This window comes from Candidatus Nasuia deltocephalincola, from assembly GCF_024820135.1.
This window is the reverse complement of record NZ_CP094197.1, coordinates 35,660-57,467: the sequence shown is the minus strand read 5'-3', so window position 1 is coordinate 57,467 and position 21,808 is coordinate 35,660. Positions and strand designations below refer to the sequence as shown.

Sequence of the window (21,808 nt, the reverse complement as noted above, 5' to 3'; positions counted from 1 at the left end):
TTTATGAAAATAATTAAAATTTTTAAAAAAAAAATTTTACTTTTTAATTCTATTTATTTTTTTTATATATTTTTTATTTTTTTAAATTTTTATATATTTTTTTTTACTTTTTTAAATAAAAATTTTTTATATTTAAAAAATATTTATATTTTTAATAAATTTTTTTTTTTTTTTAATATTGGTTATTTTTTTAAAAAATTTTTTATAAAATTTTTATTTTTTATTATAATTTTGTTATTACTTTTTTGTATATTTTTTAATTTTTTTTTAAAAAAAAATATAAAAAAATTTTATTTTTTTATACATTTTTTTTTTATTTTATTTTTACTTTTTATTTTAAAAAATTTAAAAAATGATGTATTTTTTAATGTTTGAATTCCTGAAAATTGAATTTTAAATTCGGCGGTTTTGAAAAATAAAAAACATTTTTTTTTATTTAATTTTTTTTTTATTAATTTTAAAAATTTAAAAATATTTTATAATAAAAAAAATTTATTAAAATTTTATAAATCTTTTATTTTTTTAAAAAATAAAAATAGTTTTATAAAAATACTTTTAAATTTTAATTATTCTTTTTATTTTAAAAATAATTCAATTTATAATTTTAAAAAAAATCATAATTTTTTTTTTGATTTAAATTTTTATATTTTTGATATTTATAATAAAAATATTAAAAAAGTTTTTTTAAAAACTTATAATGGCGATTTTTTTAAATTATATTTTTTAAAAAATAATTTTATTTTAAAAATTGATAGTAAATTAAATAATAATAATTTTATAGAAGTTTCAAATCATATTAATATTTTTTTTATAGAAAAAATTTATTTTTTTTTAAAAAAAATTTTTTTTAAAGATAATTTAATTTTTAATATGGGGCCTTCTTTTAAATTTTTTTTTTATTTTAAAAATTTTAATAAAAAATTTATTACTTATAATTTATATTTAAATGAATTTATAGAAAATAAAGTTATTTATTATTTTATAGATTTTAATTTTTATAATAAAAGAAATGTTTTTTTTAATATTCCTATTTTTTTTAAAAAATTTTTAAAATTTAATTTTTATTTAAGTAAAGATTTTTTAAAAATATTTTATTTAAAAAAAATAATCAACGAGAATGTTTTAAATATTGTTAATTTAAATTTATTAAAATATATTAATTTAAAGTCTTATAATAAAAATATTATATATTTAAACTACTTTTTTTTAAATATTTTTAATTTTTTTTTTTATAAAAATTTTTTTATAAAAAATTTAAAAAAAATAAATTATTTTTTTTTTTTAGATTTAAAAATTATTTATAAAAAAAATTTTATTTTGTTTTTTTTAGGAAAGGATTATTTTATTTTTTTTTTATTTTTAATAATATTTTTCTTTTTATTATGTTTTTTTTTAAAATTATTTTTAGATTTAATTTATGTTTAAATTTAAATTAATTTTTTTTATCTTTAAATTTTTTATTCTTTATTTTTTAATTTTTTTAAATTATATGTTTTTTATAATATTTATTAATTTTTATTATATTAAAAATTTTTTTATCATAATTTTTTATTTTTTATTGATTTTAAAAATTTTTATATTTAAATTATTTTTTTTAAAATATTTATTTTATTTTTTTTTTTTAAATATTTTTTTAATTGTTATTTTTTTTATATGATTTTTTTTATTTTTTAATATTAATTTTTTAATTATATTTAAAAAAATTTTTTTTTATATTTTATTTATTTAATTTTTATTTTTTTTTTTATATTTAAAATATTATATTTTTTTACTTTAAAATATAATATATTTTTTTTTTTATTTTTTTATTTTTTTTATTTTTTTATTTTTTTTATTTTTTTAATAAATAATTTTAAAAGTTTTTTTTTAATAAAAAGTAAAAATTTAATATTAGATTCTTTTTTTATAAATTACCATATTATTTTTTTAATTTTCAGTTATTCTATATTTTATAATATATCTATATTTTCATTATTTTATTTTATTTTTCTTTATTATTTTTTGAATAAATTTTTAATATTAAAATTTTTAAGTTCTCAATTTTTATTTTCTTTTTTTTTTTATACTTTAGGCAATATTATAGGTTCTATTTGAGCAAAAACTTCTTGAGGTTCATATTGGAATTGAGATATCAAAGAGTTGTGATCTCTTATATTATGAATTAATTGTTTATTAATAATACATTTAAATTCAATTAAATATAATTATTTTTTAAATATATTAAATGTATTTAATTTAATATTAATATTATTTAATTTTTTATTAATAAATTTTATTTATAAAAATAGTATGCATTTATATATTTTTTAATGTATTTCATTATAGAGATTTTAGGAAAACAATATAAAATTTTTAAAAATATAATAATAAAAATTGATTATTTAAATATAAAATTGAATTCTTTAATATTAATAAATAATATAATATTATTTAGTTGCAATAAATATTTTTTTTTAAATAATTTTTTTTTAAATAAAATTATAATTATTGCAAGAATTTTAAATCATAAAAAATTAAAAAAAATTACTATTTTAAAATTTAAAAAAAGAAAAGGTTTTAAAAAAAAATATAATTTTAAAAAAAAATATACTGAAATAATTATTGAAAATTTTAATTTTAAATATTTTTTAAATATTTTTAAAATAAATGGCTCAAAAAAAATCTGGAGGTTCTTCTAGGAATGGTAGGGAATCTAAACCTAAATATTTAGGTTTTAAAAAAAGTTTTGGAGAATTTGTCCACCCCGGGAATATTATCATTAGACAAAAAGGTAGCAGTTTCTATTCAGGTTTAAACACTTCTATGGGTAAAGATTATACAATATATTCTTTAATTTTTGGTTATATTTTTTTAAAAAAAAAAAATAAAAAAAGAATAATATATGTTTTATAAATTTTTAGAATTTGTTAAATTATATTTAAGCTCAGGAAGCGGGGGGGTTGGTCAAAAAATTTTTTTAAAGAAAAATAAGATTTTAAAAAAAAATTTTGGAAATGGCGGTAAAGGTGGTGACATTTATTTTTTTTTTGATAAAATTTTAAAAAGTAATTTTAATTATTATATAAATAACAATAAATTTTTTTCAGAAAATGGTAAAAATTCATATAAAATATTTAAAAATGGAAAAAATGGAAAAAATATTTTATTAAGAGTGCCCTACAAATGTAAAATTTTTAATATTACAAATAATAGTTTTATTAATTTTAAAAATAGAAAGGTTGCAAAATTAATTATAGAGGGTGGTCGGGGCACTAAGGGTTTTGTAAATTATTATTATATTAATAAAAAATATAATATAGATGTTTCTGGAATTTCTAAATCATTTTATTTGTTTAACAACTTCTATTTTAATATTTGTTTAATAGGTTTGACAAACACGGGAAAAAGTAGTTTTATTTCTAATTTTTTCAAAAATAATATAAAAGTTTCTAATTATTATTATACAACTTTGAAAAAAAATTTTTTTTATATAAAATTATATAAAAATAAAAAAATATCTATATTAGATAATCCTGGATTTTTAAAAAATTATTATTTTTATAATTTTTTAAAATTTAAAATTTCTTATAAGTTATCTAAAATATTTTTTCATTTTTTAAACTTTTTTTTTATATTTAATATTTTTTTTAATTTTAAATTATTTAACAATAAAATATATACATATAATAGATCTATTTTTTATAAACCTAGATTTTTAATTTTCAATAAAATAGATTTAATTTCTAAATATAAAAGTGTAATTATTTTTAAATTAAAAATTTTTTTAAATTGATATAATTTTATTTTTTTTAACACTTTTAATTATAAAAATTTTTATATATTTAAAAAATTTATTTAAATTAATTTTAAAATACAAATATTGGATGCGTAAATGGCGAAACTGGTATATGCGGCAGATTTAGAATCTGTTAGAAGAAATTTCTATGTGGGTTCGAATCCCACTTTACGTAAAATCATATAAAACCCTCCCTAACCTGGGGTCGAACCAGGGACCAACGGATTAACAGTCCGTTGCTCTACCTACTGAGCTATCAGGGATAATTTAAAGTTTTAATAGGTGTAATTTATTTTTTATATTTATTCACTTTTTAATATTTTTATTTATTTTTATTTTTTTTATATTTGGTCAAACCTTAGATAATTCAGAGTTTATTTTTAAAAATATTTTTTGATTTTCCTTTAAATCTAAATCAGAATATATTGCCCCCACCGGACATTCTGGTACACATATTGCGCAATCTATGCATAAATTTTCATTTATTACTAAAAATTTATCACCCTCATTAAAACAGTCTACAGGGCAGACACTTACACAGTCTGTGTATTTACATTTTATACAATTTTCTGTTACAATATATGTCATGGGTGTTCAAAAAAGCAAAAAATCAATTTCTAAAAAAAATAAACGATTGCGTTTGAGATTTTACAATAAAAATATTAGTTTATTTATAAATAAAGAAAATAAAAAAATACATTTAAGACATCATTTCATTTTAAATTAATATAATATTTAAAATTAATCTTTATTATTATTTTCACGGAGCGTGGCGTAGTGGTTTAGCGCACCTGATTTGGGATCAGGGGGTCATAAGTTCGAATCTTATCACTCCGAAAATTGTTTATATTTTTTAAAATATTAAAATATTTTAAATTATATAAAAGAAAAGAATCATGACCATTTTTTGATTTTATTATCTTAAAATTTATTTTTCTATTTAATTTTAAATTAAATTTTATTAGTTTTAAAAAACATTTTTTATTAAATTTTTTATCGTTTTTAAAATGTATTATTATATTTTTTAAATTTTTAAAATTTATGTTTTTTTTTATTTTTAAATAAAATTTTAAATTTTTTAAAATATTTATATAAGAGTTTATACTAAAATATTTTATAAATTTATTACTTTTATAATTTAAATATTTAAATATATTTTTTTTATATTTATTAAATATATAATTTTTTTTTATTATTTTTTTACATTTATTTACAATATTTATTTTTGAAATATAGTCTATGTTGTTTGATTTTCTCAATAATTTTAAATTATTTATATTGATGAAATTGTTTTTTTTATTATTATAAAATTTAATATTTTTTAAAAATATTAAATTTTCATTATTTTTTATTTTATTTTTTATGTAATTTTTTTTAGTCGTTGCTATATTTAATGAAAATTTTAATTTTTTAAAATAAATTATAGATAATAATATATTTTTTAATCCTCCAAGACTAAAACCTATATTTATATAAAAATTTTTTATATTTATCTTTTTTAATAAATTAATTTTTATTTTTATATGATTTATATCAAAAATTTTTAAAAATTTATTTAGTTTTTTATTTTTTAATACATTTAAACTATTAATATTTGTAGAACTATATGGATATATTATGTTATCAAAACAAATTATTTTAAATTTATTAAAATTCTTTATTATTTTATCAATTCATCCTGTATTTTTTATGTTTGATTTATAAAAACCAAAAAAATGCTGCGAACTGTTTAAAGCATTTAATAATATTATATTTTTTTTAAAATATAAATTTTTTACTTCAAAAACTATTTTAAAATTTTTAATATAATTTTTATTTATTTTTAGTATTTTTTTCCATATAATTATTTTAATATTTTTTTTTTTAACAATTTTCATGTTTTATAAAAATATAACTATAAGTAAAAAAGAAATTAAAAGTGTTTTAAATGTAAATAAATTGTTTATAAATAAAGTCGGCATAAAAAATCTGCACTATCCTTTCACATTAAATTTAAATAGCGGAAGATTACAAAGAACAATAGGTTTATGAAACATAAGCGTTTCTTTAATTAAATATAAAAGGGGTGTGCACATGTCTAGAATTATTTTTATTTTAAACAAATTATTATTTAAGCCTTTAAGTTTAAAATATTTTTATAATTCTTATAAAATTTTTGTAAAAAATTTAGAAAGTAATGATATTTTTATACAAGTTTGTTTTTTATATTTTTTAAAAAAAATATCACCTTTAACAAAACTTAAAACCTTATATAATTACAAATTAACTTTTTTATTAGAAAAAAGAAATTTATTATTAAATTTTTTTATAAGAATTGTAACCGTAGTAAATTCTTTATGCCCCTGCTCTAAACTTATATCATTTTCTAATGCTCATAATCAAAGATGTCTTATATCCTTTTTTTTTATAATTAAAAAAAAAAACTTTTATATAAATAATTTTATAAAAATTTTAGAAAATCAATCATCATCTTCTTTATGATCTATTTTAAAAAGAAAGGATGAAAGATATATTACAGAATTTTCTTATAAAAATCCTAAATTTATAGAAGATTTAATTAGAAATATTTATTTTTGTTTTAAAAAAAAAAATTTTTTTTTAAAAATAGAAAATTTAGAATCTATACACAATCATGATGTTTATGCTTTATCAAAAAAATTTAAATAATGAAAATAAATTATTTAGATAAACTTTTAAATCTACACTTTTTAGAAAATATAAATCTTGAAAATTATAAAAACAATATAATAAAGATAATAAATTATTGTAAAAAGAATTTTAATATTTTAACTTATAATAAATTTTTTTATATTTTTAAAAATATAGATTTAAATGATTTAAATAAAATAATATCTATAATAAAATTATTAAAAATAAAAATTATTGAAGATTTACCTTACAGTGAGATTTTATTAAATAATTATAAATATAAAAATTATAATGATTATAATGATACATATTATTATTATAATAAAAATAAAAATTTTAAAAATTTAAAAAAAAATAATGTTCTAAAATATTATAAAAATATAGATAAAAATTTAATTAAAATATCAAAAATTTTTTCTAAAAATATATTTATTGTTAGCAATATTTTTAAATTAAATAAAAATTTTAGATTAAATAATTTAATATACAAAATAAAAAGCATTAAATCTAATTTAATATTTTTAAATTACCCTTATTTTAATAAAAATAAAAAAAAAAATAATTATTTATATGAAGATCTTTCTAAAGATAAAATGTTTTTAATAATAAAAAAAATATTTACTGTATTAAATTTTTTGATATTAAATATAAATAGTTTTAGAGTAAATAAAAATTATTATGAAAAGTTTAAAATTCTAAAATTTTTAAAAAAAAAATTTATAAAATTTAAAATTAATTTAGAAATGATTGATGAATTTTATTATTTTTTAAATAAAAAAAATAAAATATTTTTTAAAATAAAATCAAAAATATATGATAATGTTTGTAATTTAATAGATTTAAATTATTTAGAATTTAATTTTTATTTTTTAAAATATGGATCAAATTTAAATTGATTAAAAAACATAATTAATTTTAAATATTTTGACATAAATTTTAAAAATAATTTTTTAAAATTTTTAAAAAAAAAAAGTAAAAAAATAAAATTTTTAGAAAAAAAGTATTCAACGAATTTTTACTCTTTATTTAAAATTTTTAATTATATAGAAAATAAAAAATTAAAAATTGATATTATAAGAAATAAAATAGTAAAATTAAAATTAAATATTGTAAATAATTTAACAAAAAAATATAAAAAAAACAATTTTTATAATGATTGTTTTCAAGAAGGTAGCATTTCTTTAATAAAATCAGTAAATTCTTATAATATGAATTTAAAATATAGTTTTGAAAATTTTGCAAGATATAATATAAGAAAATCTATAAATAATTTTATATATAAAAGTAATAGAATAATAAAAATACCCCAATATATATCGGAATCTTTTAAAAAAATACACTTTTTTTGTAAAAATTATAAAAAAAAATATAATATTGAACCAAGTATAGATTGTATATCTAAAAATTTGAATATAGAAAAAATTAAAATAAAAAAAATATTAATCTATAATAAAATACCTATTTCAATGACCAAAATAATAGATGAAGAAGAATATGAGGGATATTTTGATTATAAAAATAATAATAATTCAAATTTTGAAAAAGATATTTTTGATAAAATGTTAAAAAATAAAATATCTAAAATAATTAAAATTGAAAACTATAAAAGCTATCCTGATTTTTTAAGCATGAAATATGGTTTAAATAATTTTAAAAAATGTAGTTTAAAAGAAATTGGTAAAATGTATAATATGTCTAAAAATAAAACCAGATCTTTACAAAATGACTCTTTAAAAAAAATGAGAAAATATTTTTACAATATATAATTCATATATTTTAAAAGGTTTATAGCTCAGCGGTTAGAGCAATCGACTCATAATCGATTGGTCGGGGGTTCAAATCCCTCTAAACCTAAATATAAAAATTTATTAATCATTTTATAAAATAGTATATATATTTTTTCTTTATATTTAAAAATGATGGCATTAAAATATTTTTTTTAAAAATATTTTTACTGCCGTACTTTATTTTTTTAAATAAATATTTTTTTGCTTTATAGTTTTTTTTATATATTTTAGATATATAATAAAAATTTGGTAAAATTTTTTTATTTTTTTTAAAATTATGACAAAAACAACAATTATAATCTTTTATAAATTTTATGGGCGAAAAAATTTTATTCATAAAAATAATTATTAAACTTTTTTATTTTTTGTTTTTTATATTTATTGATAAAGAAAATATTTTTTTTTTAAAAAAATACAGAAAAATTTATAATTTTAAAAAAATTTTAATTTGTTTTAATTGTCATTATTATAATTTATTTATTAATAATTATAAATTTTTATACAAAGCGCCCAATATAATGAATCAAAACATATTGTATTTAAAATATAGTTTAATTTTATATAAAAATTTTAAAAGAAATTCTTTTTATATGAATTTAATTTCTAATTATATAAATTATAAAGAATTATTCAATATATTATTTTTTTTAAAATGTTTTTAAAAGGCAAAAATCTTATTAAAATACATAATTGTTTTTTTTGTCACAATATTTTCAAATTTTTGAAAATTAAAAATTTTTATCCAAAAATAAAAAATCAACATATAGATTATTTATTATGATCTTTTAATAAATATAAAAATATCATTTTCAGAAACAACTTTTTAATGAGCTCACAAATCAATAATTTGTCGATTTTTGATATAAAAAATATTTTATTTTTTATAAATAAAATATAATTTTTATATATTTTTTAAAAGATATTATAAATTTTTGATTTTTTTACTTTTTTTTTACTTTTTAAAATTTTATAATCAATAATTAGCGGCGAATTAATTAAAAATATTATTTTAATTACAATGTTATTAAATTTTTTTATTATTGTTATTATAGGGTTTATATTTTTTCTTTTTATTGAAATAATAAAACCATCAAATTCTGTAATTTTTTTATCAAAAATACTTTTTTTTTTTTTTAAATAAATTCAATCACCTGTATTGAAACTTTTATTTATTATTTTTTTATTTATTATTTTTAATAAACTCATTTATTATCTTTAATGCAGAATTTGTAGGTTTTGCTCCTATACTTTTTCAATATAAAAATTTATTTAAATCTATTTTTTTTAATTTAGAAAAAGGGTCAAAAAACCCAATTTTATCTATAAATTTACCATTTCTTGGATTTTTTGAATTTATAACTATTAGAGAATAAAATGGTCTTCTTTTTAAACCTTTTCTAAAAAATCTTATTTTTAACATTTTTAAAATTTATTATTTTTTCGGCTAAAAGCGCCGCGCTATTATTTATTTTTTTTTTTATTATTAAAATTATTATAAATTTATATTTATTTATAATATTTATATTTTTTATAAATATATTTTTATTTATTTTAATTTCTAAAATTTTATTTTCTACATTAATTAAGTATATATTAAAAAAATTATTATTAATTTCTTCTTTTATATTTAATATTATTCCCTTTATTATATTTTCATTTAAATTCATAAAATTTAAAAATCTTTTTTTATATATATTATATATACTATTAATGGCAAAAAAACCAAAAATAAGTTTTTCTTCTAATATTTTTTTTTTAAATTTTCAAAAATAATTTTTTTTAAAATAAATATTTTTTAAATTTATTATTTTTTCATTTTTTTTAAAATTAATTTTAGATAAAATTATTAATTTCTTTATCAAATTAGCTCTATTACAATTTAATGAGTCAAAACAACCCCCACTTATTAAAGCTTCCATACTTTTGTAGTTTACCAATCTTTTATCAACCCTCTTGTAGAAATTAAAAAAACTTTTAAATTTTTTTTTTTTTCTTATAAATATTATATGATTTATTATATTTTCGCCTAAACCTATTAAACCCTTAAAACCTAATCTTATTTTTTTATAAAATTGATTTTTTAAATTTATAAAATCTTTACAAGATTTATTAATATTTAAAGGTAATATTTTAATATCATTTTTTATAGAGTCAGCTATAATTAAATTTAATTTATTTGAATCTTTAAAAAAAAATGACATATTTGACGACATAAAATAATCAACATAATAAGTTTTTAACCATAGAGTGTAATAAGAAAGCATTGCATAGGCGGCGGCATGCGATTTATTAAAACCGTAATTAGCAAATTCTTTTATAATATTAAATATTATATTGGCTTTATTATAATTAAAGCCATTTTTTATAGATTTTTCTATAAATATTTTTTTCTGATTTATCATTTCACTAAATTTTTTTTTACTTATCATAATTCTAAAAACATCAGCCTCATTTAGTGTGTAGTTTGCCACCTCTTTAACTATTTGAGCTATTTGCTCTTGATAAACTATTATTCCATGTGTTTCTTTTAATATATATTTTAATTTCTTATCTATATATACAGTTTTTTTTTTTTTTATTTTTCTTAAATAAAAATCATTAATTAATTTAATGGGTCCTGGCCTATATAATGAAATTATAGCTATTATGTTTTCAAAATTGTCAGGTTTTATTTTTTTTAAAAATTTTCTTATTCCCCAACTCTCTAATTGGAAAACGCCAATGGTGTTTGCCTCTTTTAGGTTTTTAAAACATTTTTCATCGTTTAATTTTATTTTTTTTAATATTATTTTTTTTTTAATTCTTTTTAAACAATTTTTAATTATACTTAATGTTGATAATCCTAAAAAATCAAATTTTAATATACCTACTTTTTCTATATCATCCTTAAAATATTGGCTTACAATGATATTATTTTGTATAAATATGGGCATATGACAAAAAATGCTGTTTGAACTTATAACAACACCTCCAGCATGTGTTCCAAAATTTTTTATCAAACCCTCTAATTTAATAGAAAGGTTTATTAATTTTTTTACTTTATTATTGTTATTATAAATTTCTAAAAAAAATTTATTATTTTTTAGTATTTCTAAAGTATTAATTTTAATATAAGATTCTTCTATAATTTTATTTATTTCATTTATAAAATAATAATTAAATTTTAAAAACTTACCAATATCTTTTATAGAGTTTTTTAGCGCCATTTTATTGAATGTAACTATTTGACAAACTGATTCAATACCGTATTTTATTTTTATATATTCTATAATTTTTTCCCTATCAAACTGACAAAAATCAATATCAAAATCTGGTATATTTTGTCTTTCTAAGTTCAAAAATCTTTCAAACAACAAATTATATTTTATCGGATCTAATTCTGTTATATTTAATAAAAAGGAAATAAGCGACCCTGTACAAGAACCCCTTCCAGGGCCTACTTGGAGTTTTTTTTTTTTTGATCATTTTATGAAATTTTCAACTATTAAAAAATAATCTACTAAATTCATTTTTATTACGGTTCTTATTTCATTGATTAATCTTTTTTTATAAATATTTTTATCTTTTTTATTATTATCTTTTAAAAAAAATTTTAATTTTTTTTTTAAAAGTTTTAAAAAATAAAAATTATTATTAATTTTTGATTTAATTTTAAAAAGAGGTATTTTTATTTTATTAAAATTCATTATAAAATTACATTTTTTTTGTAATTCATAAACATTTTTTATAGAATTAGGTAATTTATAAAATATTTTATTTATATTTTTTGATGTTTTAAAAAAATTATTTTTAAATATTTTTTTTTTTTTTTTATTAAAAATACATATTTTTGCTTTATAAGCTAAAAAATCTTTTTTTTTTGAAAAATATATAGGGTTTGTTGCCAATATTGGAATTTTTAAAGAATTAGATATATTTATTATTTTTTTGTAATTTCTTTTATTTTTTTGTATTTCTAAATAAAAATGATTTTTAAAATTTTTACATATGTTTTTTATGCTACTTTTTATAAAATTATAACTATTAGATTTATTGAAATTTTTATAGTTTAAATTAAAAATCAAAAATAAATGTTTTTTAAAAACGCCTTTTAAAAAATTATAACTCAAAAAACCTTTATTATATATCAAAGATTTACTTATTAATTTGCAAATATTTATATAACCAAAATTATTTTTTAAAATTAAAGCTATGTTATATAATTTTTTTTTATATTTTAATTTAAAATCACAACCTATTATTGGTTTTATACCTCTTTTTAAACATTCGTTATAAAACCTTGGAACATTAAAAAGATTATTAGTGTCTGTTATACATATACATTTTTGTTTATCATTTTTAACTTTATTTAAAATATCTTCCACCCTTGCTATGCTTTTATATATGGAGCATTCTGTATATAACCTGAAATGTGTAAAATCTCTCATCTAAAAGGATAGTTTTAAATTTTTAAATATTTTAGAACAATAAACTATATTCTTTAAAGATTTACTTATCTCTAATCATTTTCTTGTTTTTAAGCCACAGTCAGGATTTATTCATATTTTTTTTATATCAATATTATTTATTATTATTTTAATTAAATATATAGCATAATTTATTTCCATTTTTCTTTTTGTATGTATGTCATATACACCCAAACCTATATCGTTAGCATAATCATTAAGTGTTGTTGTAATAGACATATTAGATCTAGATGTTTCTATAGACACAACATCTACATTTAAATCTTTTATAAAATTAATAATATTATTAAATTCTGAATAACAAATATGGGTGTGTATTTGTGTATTGTTTTTTATTCCACTTAAAATTAATATAAATGTTTTTATAGCTCAATTAAAATAATGTTTATATTTATCATTTTTTATAGGTAAAAACTCTCTTATTGCTGGCTCATCAATCTGTATAATTTTTATACCTATCTTTTCTAATTTTTTTATTTCTTTTTTTAAAACTAAAGACATCTGTATAGTTGTTATATAATTTGGTTGATCAATTCTTCTAAAGGATCACTTTATCATAGTTAGAGGGCCAGTCAGCATTCCCTTTAGGGGTTTCTGAGTGAGACTTTGAGAATATTTTGCCCAATTTAATGTTAAATAATTTTTTATATGTATATCTCCATATATAACTGGTGGTTTAACATACCTGGAACCATAACTTTGCACCCATCCGTTATTTGTTGTTAAGAAGCCCTCAATAGATTGTGCAAAATATTCAACCATATCACCCCTTTCCGGTTCACCGTGTACAAGTATATCTAATTTATAATCTAATTGTTTTTTTATAATAAAATAAATTTCTTTTTTTATTAAATTTTCGTAATTATTTTTAGATATTGCGCTATTTTTATAATCAATTCTTATTTTTCTTATTTTGGGTGTTTGGGGGAAGGACCCTATTGTTGTTGTTGTAAATGTATTTAATTTAAAATATTTTTTTTGTATATTTCTTCTTAAATTATAATTAATTCTATATTTAAAATCATTAATATTTATTTTTTTTATTTTATTTTGTATATTTTTGACAAATACTAATTTAGATTTTTTTTTATTCATAACAAAAAAAATATTTTTTATAAAATTTTTATTCATATATTTTTTTTTATTATTATATAAATTTAATTTATATATTTCTGATAAATTTTTAATTTCTTCTAATTTTTGGTTACCAAAAGAAATTCAATTTTTTATAATTTTATTTTTTTTATTTTTAAATTTTTCTGAATTTAAATCTAAAGGTACATGCATCAACGAGCAGCTTGTTGATATCATCATACTCTTTTTTATATCATTAATAATATAAAATGATTTTTCTAAATTATTTTTTCATATATTTTTACCATCAATTATACCTAAAGATATGTGATTATATTTAATATTTTTGTTTTTTATAAAATTATTTATTTTTTTATAATTGATGAGATCTAAATGAATTGAAAAAAAATTTATGCCTTCTAAATACTTTAAATATGCTGCATTTATTTGTTCAAAATATGTAGCCATCATTATATTAGTGAAATATGAACATAAAATATTATATGTATTTTTAAAACATTTTAACCATATTTCACTTAAATTTAATATTAATATAGGTTCATCTATTTGTATTAAGTCTACATTATTATTTAATTCATTTATTAAACTAAAATAAGATAATAATAATTCAGGTAATAATAATAATCTGTTTTTTAATTTATTATCTTTTATTTTTCCTAGTTTTAAAAAAGTTAATGGTCCTATTATTATAAATTTTATTTTTTTTTTAAATATTTTTGCAAAGTAGATATCATTTTTTAATATACTTAAATTTAATGAAAATTTTGTATCTAAATCATACTCAGGAACTAAATAATGGTAGTTTGTATTAAACCATTTCTTCATTTCCAGAGGCTGATTATTTGTATCCCCTTTTGCTAAAATAAAGTAATTTTTAAAAAAATTTTCATTATTTTTAATTTTAAACCTTTTGGGGGTGCAATTAACATTAAATATATTATCTAAAATATGGTCATAAAAAGAAAAGTCACCTATGTTTATATAATTAATATTATTATTAATTTTTAAATTTCAATTATTATATAATACTTTTTTTTTTAATTCATTTAAATAATTTTTATTTTTTTCAAAACACTCATTAAATTCAAAACAACGTTCTAGAGATTTTTTTAAATCTCTATTAAAACCAATTCTAGATTGACCTATAATGTGACTAGTAATCATATAAAATTTTATTATTTAGATTTTTTGTAATTGACGGGATTTGAACCCATATCAACAGGAACCACAATCCTGGACTTTACCTTTAAGCTACAATTACTATTAATTTTTTAAATCTTTATTTTTAATATTTTAAAATTATTTAAAAAATTTAATTTTAAAAATTTTATAATTTAAAAAATTTAAATAATCATCTTTTAAATTTTTATAAATTAATAATTTTAAATAAAAAATATTTTTAACTTTAATTTTAAAAAATTTTTTATAAAAATAAGTATTATTTTTAAAAAAAAAAAAATTACAAAAAATATAAATATAAAATATTATAAAAATATTAAAAATTTTTAAAAAATTTAATTGGAGGTGGCGGGAGTCGAACCCGCGTCCAATGGTTTTTAAAAATAAGCACCACATAATAAATTATTTATATTTTTTATAAAAATAATATTTTATAAAATTTTATAAAACAGATTTGAATCCTATGCAATTATTTTATTTTTTAATGCACTTAAATCTTAAAAACCACTGTCAAAACCATGCCACCCCCTAATCTTATTTAATTCTAATTTTTATACAGGCACCCCCTCAACAGCCTCACAATCCGACATTCTAACATCAGAAGCCTGCTTACCTTTGCCTGTATCCAGAATATCGAACTCGACCTTTTGACCCTCTTTTAAGGTTTTAAAACCTTGCATTATTATTGAGGAAAAGTGTACGAAAATATCTTCATTATTTTTTTCTGAAACTATAAAACCATAACCTTTAGCGTCATTGAATCATTTTACTATACCTTTCATTTATTTTAATAAAAATCTGAAAAAAAAATATTTTATTTTAAATATTAAAAATTTTTTTTTATTAATTAAAAAGCTTAATTTATTTTCATTATTTACTTTATTTTTTAAATATTTTAAAACAAGTAAACTTATACTTTTTTTATAAAGATTTTTATTAGTAAAAATAGATAAGATTGATTTTAAAATCTTACCTAAAAATTTTAAACATTTAAACATTTTTTAAAAATTAAAATTATTTATTAAAAAACTAAAAATATTATTTATTATTTTTGCGTTATTCATGGTATAAAAATGAATAAAATTTATTTTAAATTTTTTAATTTTAAATATAATATTGCAATTAATTTCAATATTTATTTTATTAAAATTTTTTTTTTTAAAAAAATTATTTGATAATTTTTTTATTAACCATACAGGTAGACTTGATTTACATATATTTGAAAAAGATATTATCTTTTTTAAGCAATTAATCGGCATTATTCCTGGAATTATTTTTATATTTTCTTTAATTTTACTTAAATCGTCATAAAAATAACAATATGAATTAAAATCATAAATATATTGACTTATAAAAATGCTTTTAAAGATTATATTTTTTTTTATTATATTATTTTTAAAATCATAAATATTTTTTAAATTATTTTGATGAAATTCTGAATATATACCCAAATAAATATTGAGTAAGTTTTTATAATTATTTTTTATAATATTTAAAAAATTATAACAATAATAAAAATTAGATATTTTAACATCACCTTTTATTATCATAAAATTTTTTAAATTATTTATATAATACATATTTATTAAATAATTAAATTTTTTTATATTATTTTTACATATGATGTGAGGAATTATTTTTTTTTTTTTTTTTAAAAAATAATTAATTATTTTTTTATTTAATTTAAAATTATTGTAAGTTATTGTTATAAATTGAACTTTTATATTAATAATTTTTTTAAAATTTATTAATTTTAATAAGTTTTTTTTAGATATATAAAATTCTAATGAAAATTTGATTTATTTAAATATTTTAAATTTTTAAAAACATTATTATTTTATTAAAAAACTAATGTATGTGTGTGTTTATTAATAATGCATTATTTAATTTTATGATTTTTAATATAAATTTTTTATAAAAATTTTTTTTGAAAAATAAAAAATTTAAAATACTTTTTTTTAAAAAAAAATTTTTATAAAAAATATTTCCTATTTTTTTATTATTTAGATCTATAAATATTTTTTTAAAATAAATTTTTAAAAAAAATATTTTATAAAAATTAATAAAATAATAATTTACTTTAAAGCTTTTATTGATTTTTAATTTAAATCAAAAAACATTTATCGAAAGAGGCAAAAAGTAATTTATTATTTTTTTAAAATTAAAAATTATATTTTTTAAAATAAATAAATTTAATATTTTAAATTTTTCAATTTTCTTTATAATTTTTATTAAAAAAATTAAAAAATTAATATTATTTTTTATATTTTCTGAAAAATTAACAATTTTTTTAAAATTTTTATTTATAAATTTATAAACAATTTTATAGTTATAAGAAATTACATAATTTTTTCAAAACCTATTTTTATCAAATAGTAAAGTGTTTTTATTTAAAAATAATTTATTTATAAATTTTAAAATAAAAAAACTAATTTTAATATTATTTTTGCTTCAAATTAAATCTTTATTTAAAGAATTTTTTAAAACTGAGATTTTTAAAGAATCTAAATTATAATCAAAAATAATATTCTCAGGATTTATAAAATTATTTTTTGATTTAGACATTTTAGAATAATTTTTATCATAAATATTTTTTGATAATATCATACCTTGAGTAAACACTTCTGATGAGGGTTCACTAAAATTTAAATATTTTTTATCTCTTAAAAATTTTATTATAAATCTCATATATAATAAATGCAAAATAGAATGTTCAACACCACCAATATAAACATCTATTGGCATGTTTATATTTATAAACATTCTATTATAAAAATATTTTAAATAATATCAACTAGAATTAAAAAAGGTATCAATTGTATAATTTTCTTTAAAAGAAAAATTATTACAAATTGAACATTTTTTTAAACTAAAATATTTATAATAAAATAAATTATTAAACCTTAAATTTTTATATATTACAATGGGTAAATTATTAATTTTAATTAAAAAACTTTTATTACAGAAATTACAGTAAAAAGATGGCAGAGGCGCGCCCCAGAACCTCTGCCTTGAAACGCCCCAACCCTTCATATTTCAAAGACTGCTTATATGAATTATACCTCTTTTTTTAAAATTAAATTTTAAATCTAAAATATTAAAACCTTTTAAAAAATATTCTATAAAAATTTTAAAGTTATTATAATATAAAAATTTATTAAATTTTTTATTATAATTAAAGATTATATTTTTTTTTATTTTTAAATTTCAAATTTCTAATTTTATTGATAATCTATTTTTTAATAAAAAACCTATATTTAAATTTAATGATTTTTTATTAAAGAAATTTTTAAATATTTTTAATTTTATAAAAAAATAATTATTTAATAAAAAAAAGTATATATTTTTTAATTCATTAATATAATTAAAAAAAAAATTTAAAAAAAATAAAAAATAGTATAGAAAAAATTTTTTTATTAAAATTCATTTTTTTTGCATAACCCTTATGTTTAAAGGTCATTTTAAATTTCACAACTCATTATATATTTCTAATTTATAAAAAAAAATTTTTAAATAATATGTTAATATGTTTTTTTTTTTTATAATACAATTAGATCTTCAACCTCTACCATTTAAAACTTGTTCGTTAGATAAAACAGACTTATCGGTGGAATCTCAATTTACTTTTTTATTGCTGATATATAGCAAATTTTTTTTTAAAATTTTTAATATTAAAAATTGATCAAAATAATAATATTTATAATTACATGTTTTAAAAATATTTTTTCAATTTATACAAAAAGAAATATATTTTATTTGTTTAATCATATAAATAATATTTTTATTTATTAGTTTTAAAGGTTTAGAGTTAAAAATTAAAGATGCATTTTCAGCAGGCGTGCCAAAGCTATCCCAACCCATAAACATGTGTGTTTTTTTAAAATTATATTTAAAATATCTTGAAAACAAATCATTTATTATATAATTTCTCACATGCCCTAAATGAATTCTTCCTGAAGGATATGGTATCATAGATAAAAAATTAATATTTTTTAAAAACATTAAAATATATAAAATTTATTTTAAGGTAGATGTTGAGAGATTTGAACTCCCGACAAGCGCCTTGTAAAAGCGCTGCTCTCCCCCTGAGCTAAACATCTTTTTAAAAACTCGTAAACCTCATATAAATATTCAAAATTTAATATAATTAGTTTATCATTATTATATATGTTATTTTTTTTAGAAACTATTAATATTTTAAATTTTTTTTTTATGAATTTAAATTTTAATGACAAATTTTCAATTTTTATTATTTTTCCATCTTTAAAATCTAAACCTCCGAGGACTAATATTTTAGAGTTTAAATTTAAATTAAAAAAAGATAAAAATATAGAAAAAAATAAACTTAAATCTATACAGTTGTCAAATTTTTTATATTTATCTGGTTTTATGTTTATAAAAATATCATAAATATAATGGTTTAATTTTAAATAAAAAATTATAAATTTTATAATATTTATTATATTTTTACTTAAAAAACTTTTGTAAAATATAAAACCCTCTCCTTTTTTAAATCAAGAAATTATATATATATTGGAGCAAAGTTTTTTATTATAATTCTTAAAAGACCCAATAGATCTACAAACAGAGTATTTAAAATTCATATTTTAATAGGGGTCCGTTAGAATCTTTATAGAAAATATAGTTATGTATAATAACTTCATTTAAATTATCCATAACAGGCATTTTATACATCACATCTAGTAATATGTTGTCAATGACACTCCTCAACCCCCTAGTACCAACACCCTTTTTAAAAGATATGTTAATAATTGTTTTTATGGAACCATCTAATATTTTTAATTTTACATTTTCTGGTATAAATAAATTGTTATAATATTTAATTAAAGAGCTTTCAGAACCAATTAAAGTTTCTTTTAAAAAAAAAATATCTAAATTACTAAATTTTATTATTAATGACAACCTCCCAACTAGCTCTGGTATCAGACCAAAATTTATTAAAGGTTCTGTATCAAATATAACAAATTTTTCAGATTTTTTTTCATTATAATCTTCCTCTATATTTATGCTAGGAAAAGCGCCGCCGCAAATAAATAAAATATTGTCAGTTATAATTGTAAAAAAAAATTGATCACCATACTCGTTTTCATAAGCTACAGTGCAGTAGCTACCTTCAATAATTTTTAACAAGGCTTGTTGAACACCTTCTCCCGATATGTCTTTATTTAAATTAAAACTTTTAGAACTTATTTTATCAATTTCATCTATAAAAATAATTCCTATCTCAGTCATATTTATATCATAAAAACTTTCATTATATAATTTTTGAACCATACTATCAACATCTTCACCAACGTAACCAGCCTCTGTTAATGTTGTGGCATCTATTAAAACCACAGGTATGTCGATTATTCTAGAAATAGTTTTCATTAAAAATGTTTTGCCACAACCCGAAGGGCCTATCATAAGAATATTACTTTTAGATAAATCTAAATTTAAATCTAAATTTAATTTTATTTTTTTATAATGATTATATATAGATACAGAAATTAACTTTTTAGCTTTTTCTTGACCAATTACAAATTTATTTAAAAATAAATAGATTTCTTCTGGACTTATTATTTCAAAAAGATCTTCTTCTTCTTTAATATAAAAATCGTAATAGGTGCTTATTTCTTTATTTTTTATTTTATAGTAAATTAAATCCTCAAAACATTCACAAAAATTAGAATTTAAAAAAAAAAAATTTAAACAACACTTGCATTGTGAATTATAGCAATATTTATAAAAATCATAATAATCAAAATACTTTATTTCGTAATAAAAGTAATCTTTTTCAAATTCACAAAAAATATTATCTCAACATCTGTAATAATAAAAATAATCTATATAAAATAAATAACAAGTGAAGCAGCTTTTATAGCATTCAAAATATTCATCATAAAAATCAAAAATTTCATTTATATCATTATTATTTTTATATAAAGTATAATTATTTAAAAAAATTATATTATTACATAAAACAATACAGTCAGTGCATATGAAATTAAAATTACCAATTATAAAATAGTAATCACTAATATAATAATAATAATATTTTGTATTAAAAAAATATTCTTCATCGTGATTTATGATATCAAAATATCCTATCATATATTCTAAACAAAATGAACAAATTATTAAATCACTATAATAGTAATAATCATAAAAATTAATTTTACTCATTTAAAATTATAAAATCTATAATACCATAATTAAGGGCTTTTAATGGTGACATAAAATAATCTCTATTTGTATCTTTTTTAATTTTTTTAATTTTATTATTTGTATTTTTAGATAACAATATGTTTATTTTATTTTTTAAATATGTTATCTCCCTGGCATGTATTTTTATGTCACTAGCCTGCCCATGCGCACCACCCAAAGGTTGGTGTATCATTATTCTAGAATTTGGAAAAGATAAACGTTTACCTGTTGTTCCAGAAGATAATAAAAATGCAGCCATACTACAGGCTGTACCGCTACAAATAGTTGAAACATCAGATTTTATATACTGCATTATATCATATATAGCTAAACCACTGTACACGTCCCCCCCGTTACTGTTTATATATAGCTTTATATCATTTTCAGAATCTAAACTGTCGAGATAGAGCATTTGTGTTATTATTGTATTCGAACTGTTTTCACAAATATTTCCATTTAAAAAAATAATTATATCTTTTAAAAATTTAGAATAAATATCACAATTATAACCCTCTTTAAAGTTTTTATCTGTAACGATTGGTATATAATTCATTTTAATTTTTAAAAATGTATAAGTGCGGATTGGAATTGAACCAATCTAAACCGATTTTGCAAATCGGTACATGACCACTATGTTACCGCACTATTGT

23 protein-coding genes, 6 tRNA genes and 1 other RNA gene are annotated in these 21,808 nt (G+C 15.4%); 14 read left to right on the top strand and 16 right to left on the bottom strand.

What is annotated here, in order from left to right:
- Window positions 1-3 precede the first annotated feature (3 nt).
- The 7 genes from MP021_RS00390 to MP021_RS00360 all read left to right on the top strand — a co-directional run bounded on the left by MP021_RS00390 (window position 4) and on the right by MP021_RS00360 (window position 3,950).
- Window positions 4-1,425 carry a hypothetical protein gene (locus tag MP021_RS00390; protein WP_259286615.1) on the top strand — a complete coding sequence of 474 codons (1,422 nt, stop codon included), beginning with the start codon at window positions 4-6 and terminating at the stop codon, window positions 1,423-1,425.
- Window positions 1,418-1,729 carry a hypothetical protein gene (locus tag MP021_RS00385; RefSeq protein ID WP_259286614.1) on the top strand — a complete coding sequence of 104 codons (312 nt, stop codon included), beginning with the start codon at window positions 1,418-1,420 and terminating at the stop codon, window positions 1,727-1,729. The genes MP021_RS00390 and MP021_RS00385 overlap by 8 nt, the downstream gene beginning before the upstream one ends.
- Before the next feature lie 272 nt (window positions 1,730-2,001).
- The gene (gene ccsA, locus MP021_RS00380) at window positions 2,002-2,310 is read left to right on the top strand and encodes a cytochrome c biogenesis protein CcsA (RefSeq protein WP_259286613.1); all 309 of its coding nucleotides are present in this window, start codon (window positions 2,002-2,004) and stop codon (window positions 2,308-2,310) included.
- Window positions 2,310-2,678, top strand: coding sequence for a 50S ribosomal protein L21 (rplU, locus tag MP021_RS00375; RefSeq protein WP_259286612.1), 369 nt, complete (start codon window positions 2,310-2,312; stop codon window positions 2,676-2,678). Before ccsA ends, rplU begins: the two co-directional genes overlap by 1 nt.
- The gene (locus MP021_RS00370) at window positions 2,647-2,892 is read left to right on the top strand and encodes a 50S ribosomal protein L27 (RefSeq protein ID WP_259286611.1); all 246 of its coding nucleotides are present in this window, start codon (window positions 2,647-2,649) and stop codon (window positions 2,890-2,892) included. The genes rplU and MP021_RS00370 overlap by 32 nt, the downstream gene beginning before the upstream one ends.
- A complete protein-coding gene (locus MP021_RS00365; protein WP_259286610.1) occupies window positions 2,882-3,838 on the top strand; it encodes a GTPase in 957 nt (318 codons plus the stop codon). The genes MP021_RS00370 and MP021_RS00365 overlap by 11 nt, the downstream gene beginning before the upstream one ends.
- A 27-nt stretch (window positions 3,839-3,865) precedes the next feature.
- Window positions 3,866-3,950: transfer RNA gene (locus MP021_RS00360), tRNA-Leu, on the top strand.
- Window positions 3,951-3,965: 15 nt separating this feature from the next.
- Here the strand turns inward: MP021_RS00360 and MP021_RS00355 are convergent.
- Together MP021_RS00355 and fdxA are read right to left on the bottom strand one after the other, a co-directional pair.
- A tRNA-Asn gene (locus MP021_RS00355) sits at window positions 3,966-4,038 on the bottom strand.
- Between the two features lie 4 nt (window positions 4,039-4,042).
- A complete protein-coding gene (gene fdxA / locus MP021_RS00350; protein ID WP_259286609.1) occupies window positions 4,043-4,363 on the bottom strand; it encodes a ferredoxin FdxA in 321 nt (106 codons plus the stop codon).
- A 175-nt stretch (window positions 4,364-4,538) separates the two neighbouring features.
- Between fdxA and MP021_RS00345 the strand changes: the two genes are divergently transcribed.
- From MP021_RS00345 to MP021_RS00330, 4 genes are all read left to right on the top strand, one after another.
- Window positions 4,539-4,612: transfer RNA gene (locus MP021_RS00345), tRNA-Pro, on the top strand.
- A 1,038-nt stretch (window positions 4,613-5,650) separates the two neighbouring features.
- Window positions 5,651-6,442, top strand: a complete 792-nt coding sequence (locus MP021_RS00340; protein ID WP_259286608.1) for a GTP cyclohydrolase, FolE2/MptA family — start codon at window positions 5,651-5,653, stop codon at window positions 6,440-6,442.
- Window positions 6,442-8,190, top strand: a complete 1,749-nt coding sequence (locus tag MP021_RS00335) for a sigma-70 family RNA polymerase sigma factor (protein WP_259286607.1) — start codon at window positions 6,442-6,444, stop codon at window positions 8,188-8,190. Before MP021_RS00340 ends, MP021_RS00335 begins: the two co-directional genes overlap by 1 nt.
- Before the next feature lie 15 nt (window positions 8,191-8,205).
- Window positions 8,206-8,278 (top strand) — tRNA-Ile (locus MP021_RS00330).
- Here the strand turns inward: MP021_RS00330 and MP021_RS00325 are convergent.
- Window positions 8,276-8,548 (bottom strand): hypothetical protein, encoded by a 273-nt coding sequence (locus MP021_RS00325; RefSeq protein ID WP_259286606.1) that lies wholly within the window; start codon window positions 8,546-8,548, stop codon window positions 8,276-8,278. The two genes, MP021_RS00330 and MP021_RS00325, sit on opposite strands and share 3 nt — an antisense overlap.
- Before the next feature lie 28 nt (window positions 8,549-8,576).
- Between MP021_RS00325 and MP021_RS00320 the strand changes: the two genes are divergently transcribed.
- The gene (locus MP021_RS00320) at window positions 8,577-8,873 is read left to right on the top strand and encodes a hypothetical protein (RefSeq protein ID WP_259286605.1); all 297 of its coding nucleotides are present in this window, start codon (window positions 8,577-8,579) and stop codon (window positions 8,871-8,873) included.
- Entirely contained in the window at window positions 8,864-9,109 is a 246-nt protein-coding gene (locus MP021_RS00315; RefSeq protein WP_259286604.1) for a c-type cytochrome, read from the top strand. Before MP021_RS00320 ends, MP021_RS00315 begins: the two co-directional genes overlap by 10 nt.
- Before the next feature lie 14 nt (window positions 9,110-9,123).
- Here the strand turns inward: MP021_RS00315 and MP021_RS00310 are convergent, their stop codons facing one another.
- From MP021_RS00310 to MP021_RS00260, 11 genes are all read right to left on the bottom strand, one after another.
- Window positions 9,124-9,417, bottom strand: a complete 294-nt coding sequence (locus MP021_RS00310) for a 50S ribosomal protein L19 (RefSeq protein ID WP_259286603.1) — start codon at window positions 9,415-9,417, stop codon at window positions 9,124-9,126.
- On the bottom strand, window positions 9,392-9,631 hold the full coding sequence (rpsP, locus tag MP021_RS00305; RefSeq protein WP_259286602.1) for a 30S ribosomal protein S16: 240 nt from the start codon (window positions 9,629-9,631) through the stop codon (window positions 9,392-9,394). Before rpsP ends, MP021_RS00310 begins: the two co-directional genes overlap by 26 nt.
- Entirely contained in the window at window positions 9,609-12,638 is a 3,030-nt protein-coding gene (gene dnaE, locus MP021_RS00300) for a DNA polymerase III subunit alpha (protein WP_259286601.1), read from the bottom strand. Before dnaE ends, rpsP begins: the two co-directional genes overlap by 23 nt.
- Window positions 12,639-14,936, bottom strand: coding sequence for a 5-methyltetrahydropteroyltriglutamate--homocysteine S-methyltransferase (gene metE / locus MP021_RS00295; RefSeq protein ID WP_259286600.1), 2,298 nt, complete (start codon window positions 14,934-14,936; stop codon window positions 12,639-12,641). It lies immediately after the preceding gene.
- A gap of 25 nt (window positions 14,937-14,961) precedes the next feature.
- Window positions 14,962-15,033 (bottom strand) — tRNA-His (locus MP021_RS00290).
- 257 nt (window positions 15,034-15,290) lie between these two features.
- Window positions 15,291-15,480: a transfer-messenger RNA gene (gene ssrA / locus MP021_RS00285) on the bottom strand.
- Window positions 15,481-15,502: 22 nt separating this feature from the next.
- Entirely contained in the window at window positions 15,503-15,733 is a 231-nt protein-coding gene (locus MP021_RS00280) for a cold-shock protein (RefSeq protein WP_259286599.1), read from the bottom strand.
- Entirely contained in the window at window positions 15,734-15,949 is a 216-nt protein-coding gene (locus MP021_RS00275) for a hypothetical protein (RefSeq protein WP_259286598.1), read from the bottom strand.
- 3 nt (window positions 15,950-15,952) lie between these two features.
- On the bottom strand, window positions 15,953-16,738 hold the full coding sequence (locus MP021_RS00270; protein ID WP_320412285.1) for a methylenetetrahydrofolate reductase: 786 nt from the start codon (window positions 16,736-16,738) through the stop codon (window positions 15,953-15,955).
- Between the two features lie 61 nt (window positions 16,739-16,799).
- On the bottom strand, window positions 16,800-18,953 hold the full coding sequence (locus MP021_RS00265) for a class I tRNA ligase family protein (RefSeq protein ID WP_259286597.1): 2,154 nt from the start codon (window positions 18,951-18,953) through the stop codon (window positions 16,800-16,802).
- Window positions 18,954-18,979: 26 nt separating this feature from the next.
- Window positions 18,980-19,051, bottom strand: a tRNA-Val gene (locus MP021_RS00260).
- Window positions 19,052-19,118: 67 nt separating this feature from the next.
- On the opposite strand from MP021_RS00260, the gene MP021_RS00255 reads away from it, so the two are divergent.
- Entirely contained in the window at window positions 19,119-19,361 is a 243-nt protein-coding gene (locus MP021_RS00255; protein WP_259286596.1) for a hypothetical protein, read from the top strand.
- A gap of 183 nt (window positions 19,362-19,544) precedes the next feature.
- Here MP021_RS00255 and MP021_RS00250 read toward each other — a convergent pair whose 3' ends face one another.
- On the bottom strand, window positions 19,545-21,137 hold the full coding sequence (locus MP021_RS00250; protein ID WP_259286595.1) for an AAA family ATPase: 1,593 nt from the start codon (window positions 21,135-21,137) through the stop codon (window positions 19,545-19,547).
- Window positions 21,130-21,711 carry an ATP-dependent Clp protease proteolytic subunit gene (locus MP021_RS00245; RefSeq protein ID WP_259286594.1) on the bottom strand — a complete coding sequence of 194 codons (582 nt, stop codon included), beginning with the start codon at window positions 21,709-21,711 and terminating at the stop codon, window positions 21,130-21,132. Before MP021_RS00245 ends, MP021_RS00250 begins: the two co-directional genes overlap by 8 nt.
- Window positions 21,712-21,808: the final 97 nt, after the last annotated feature.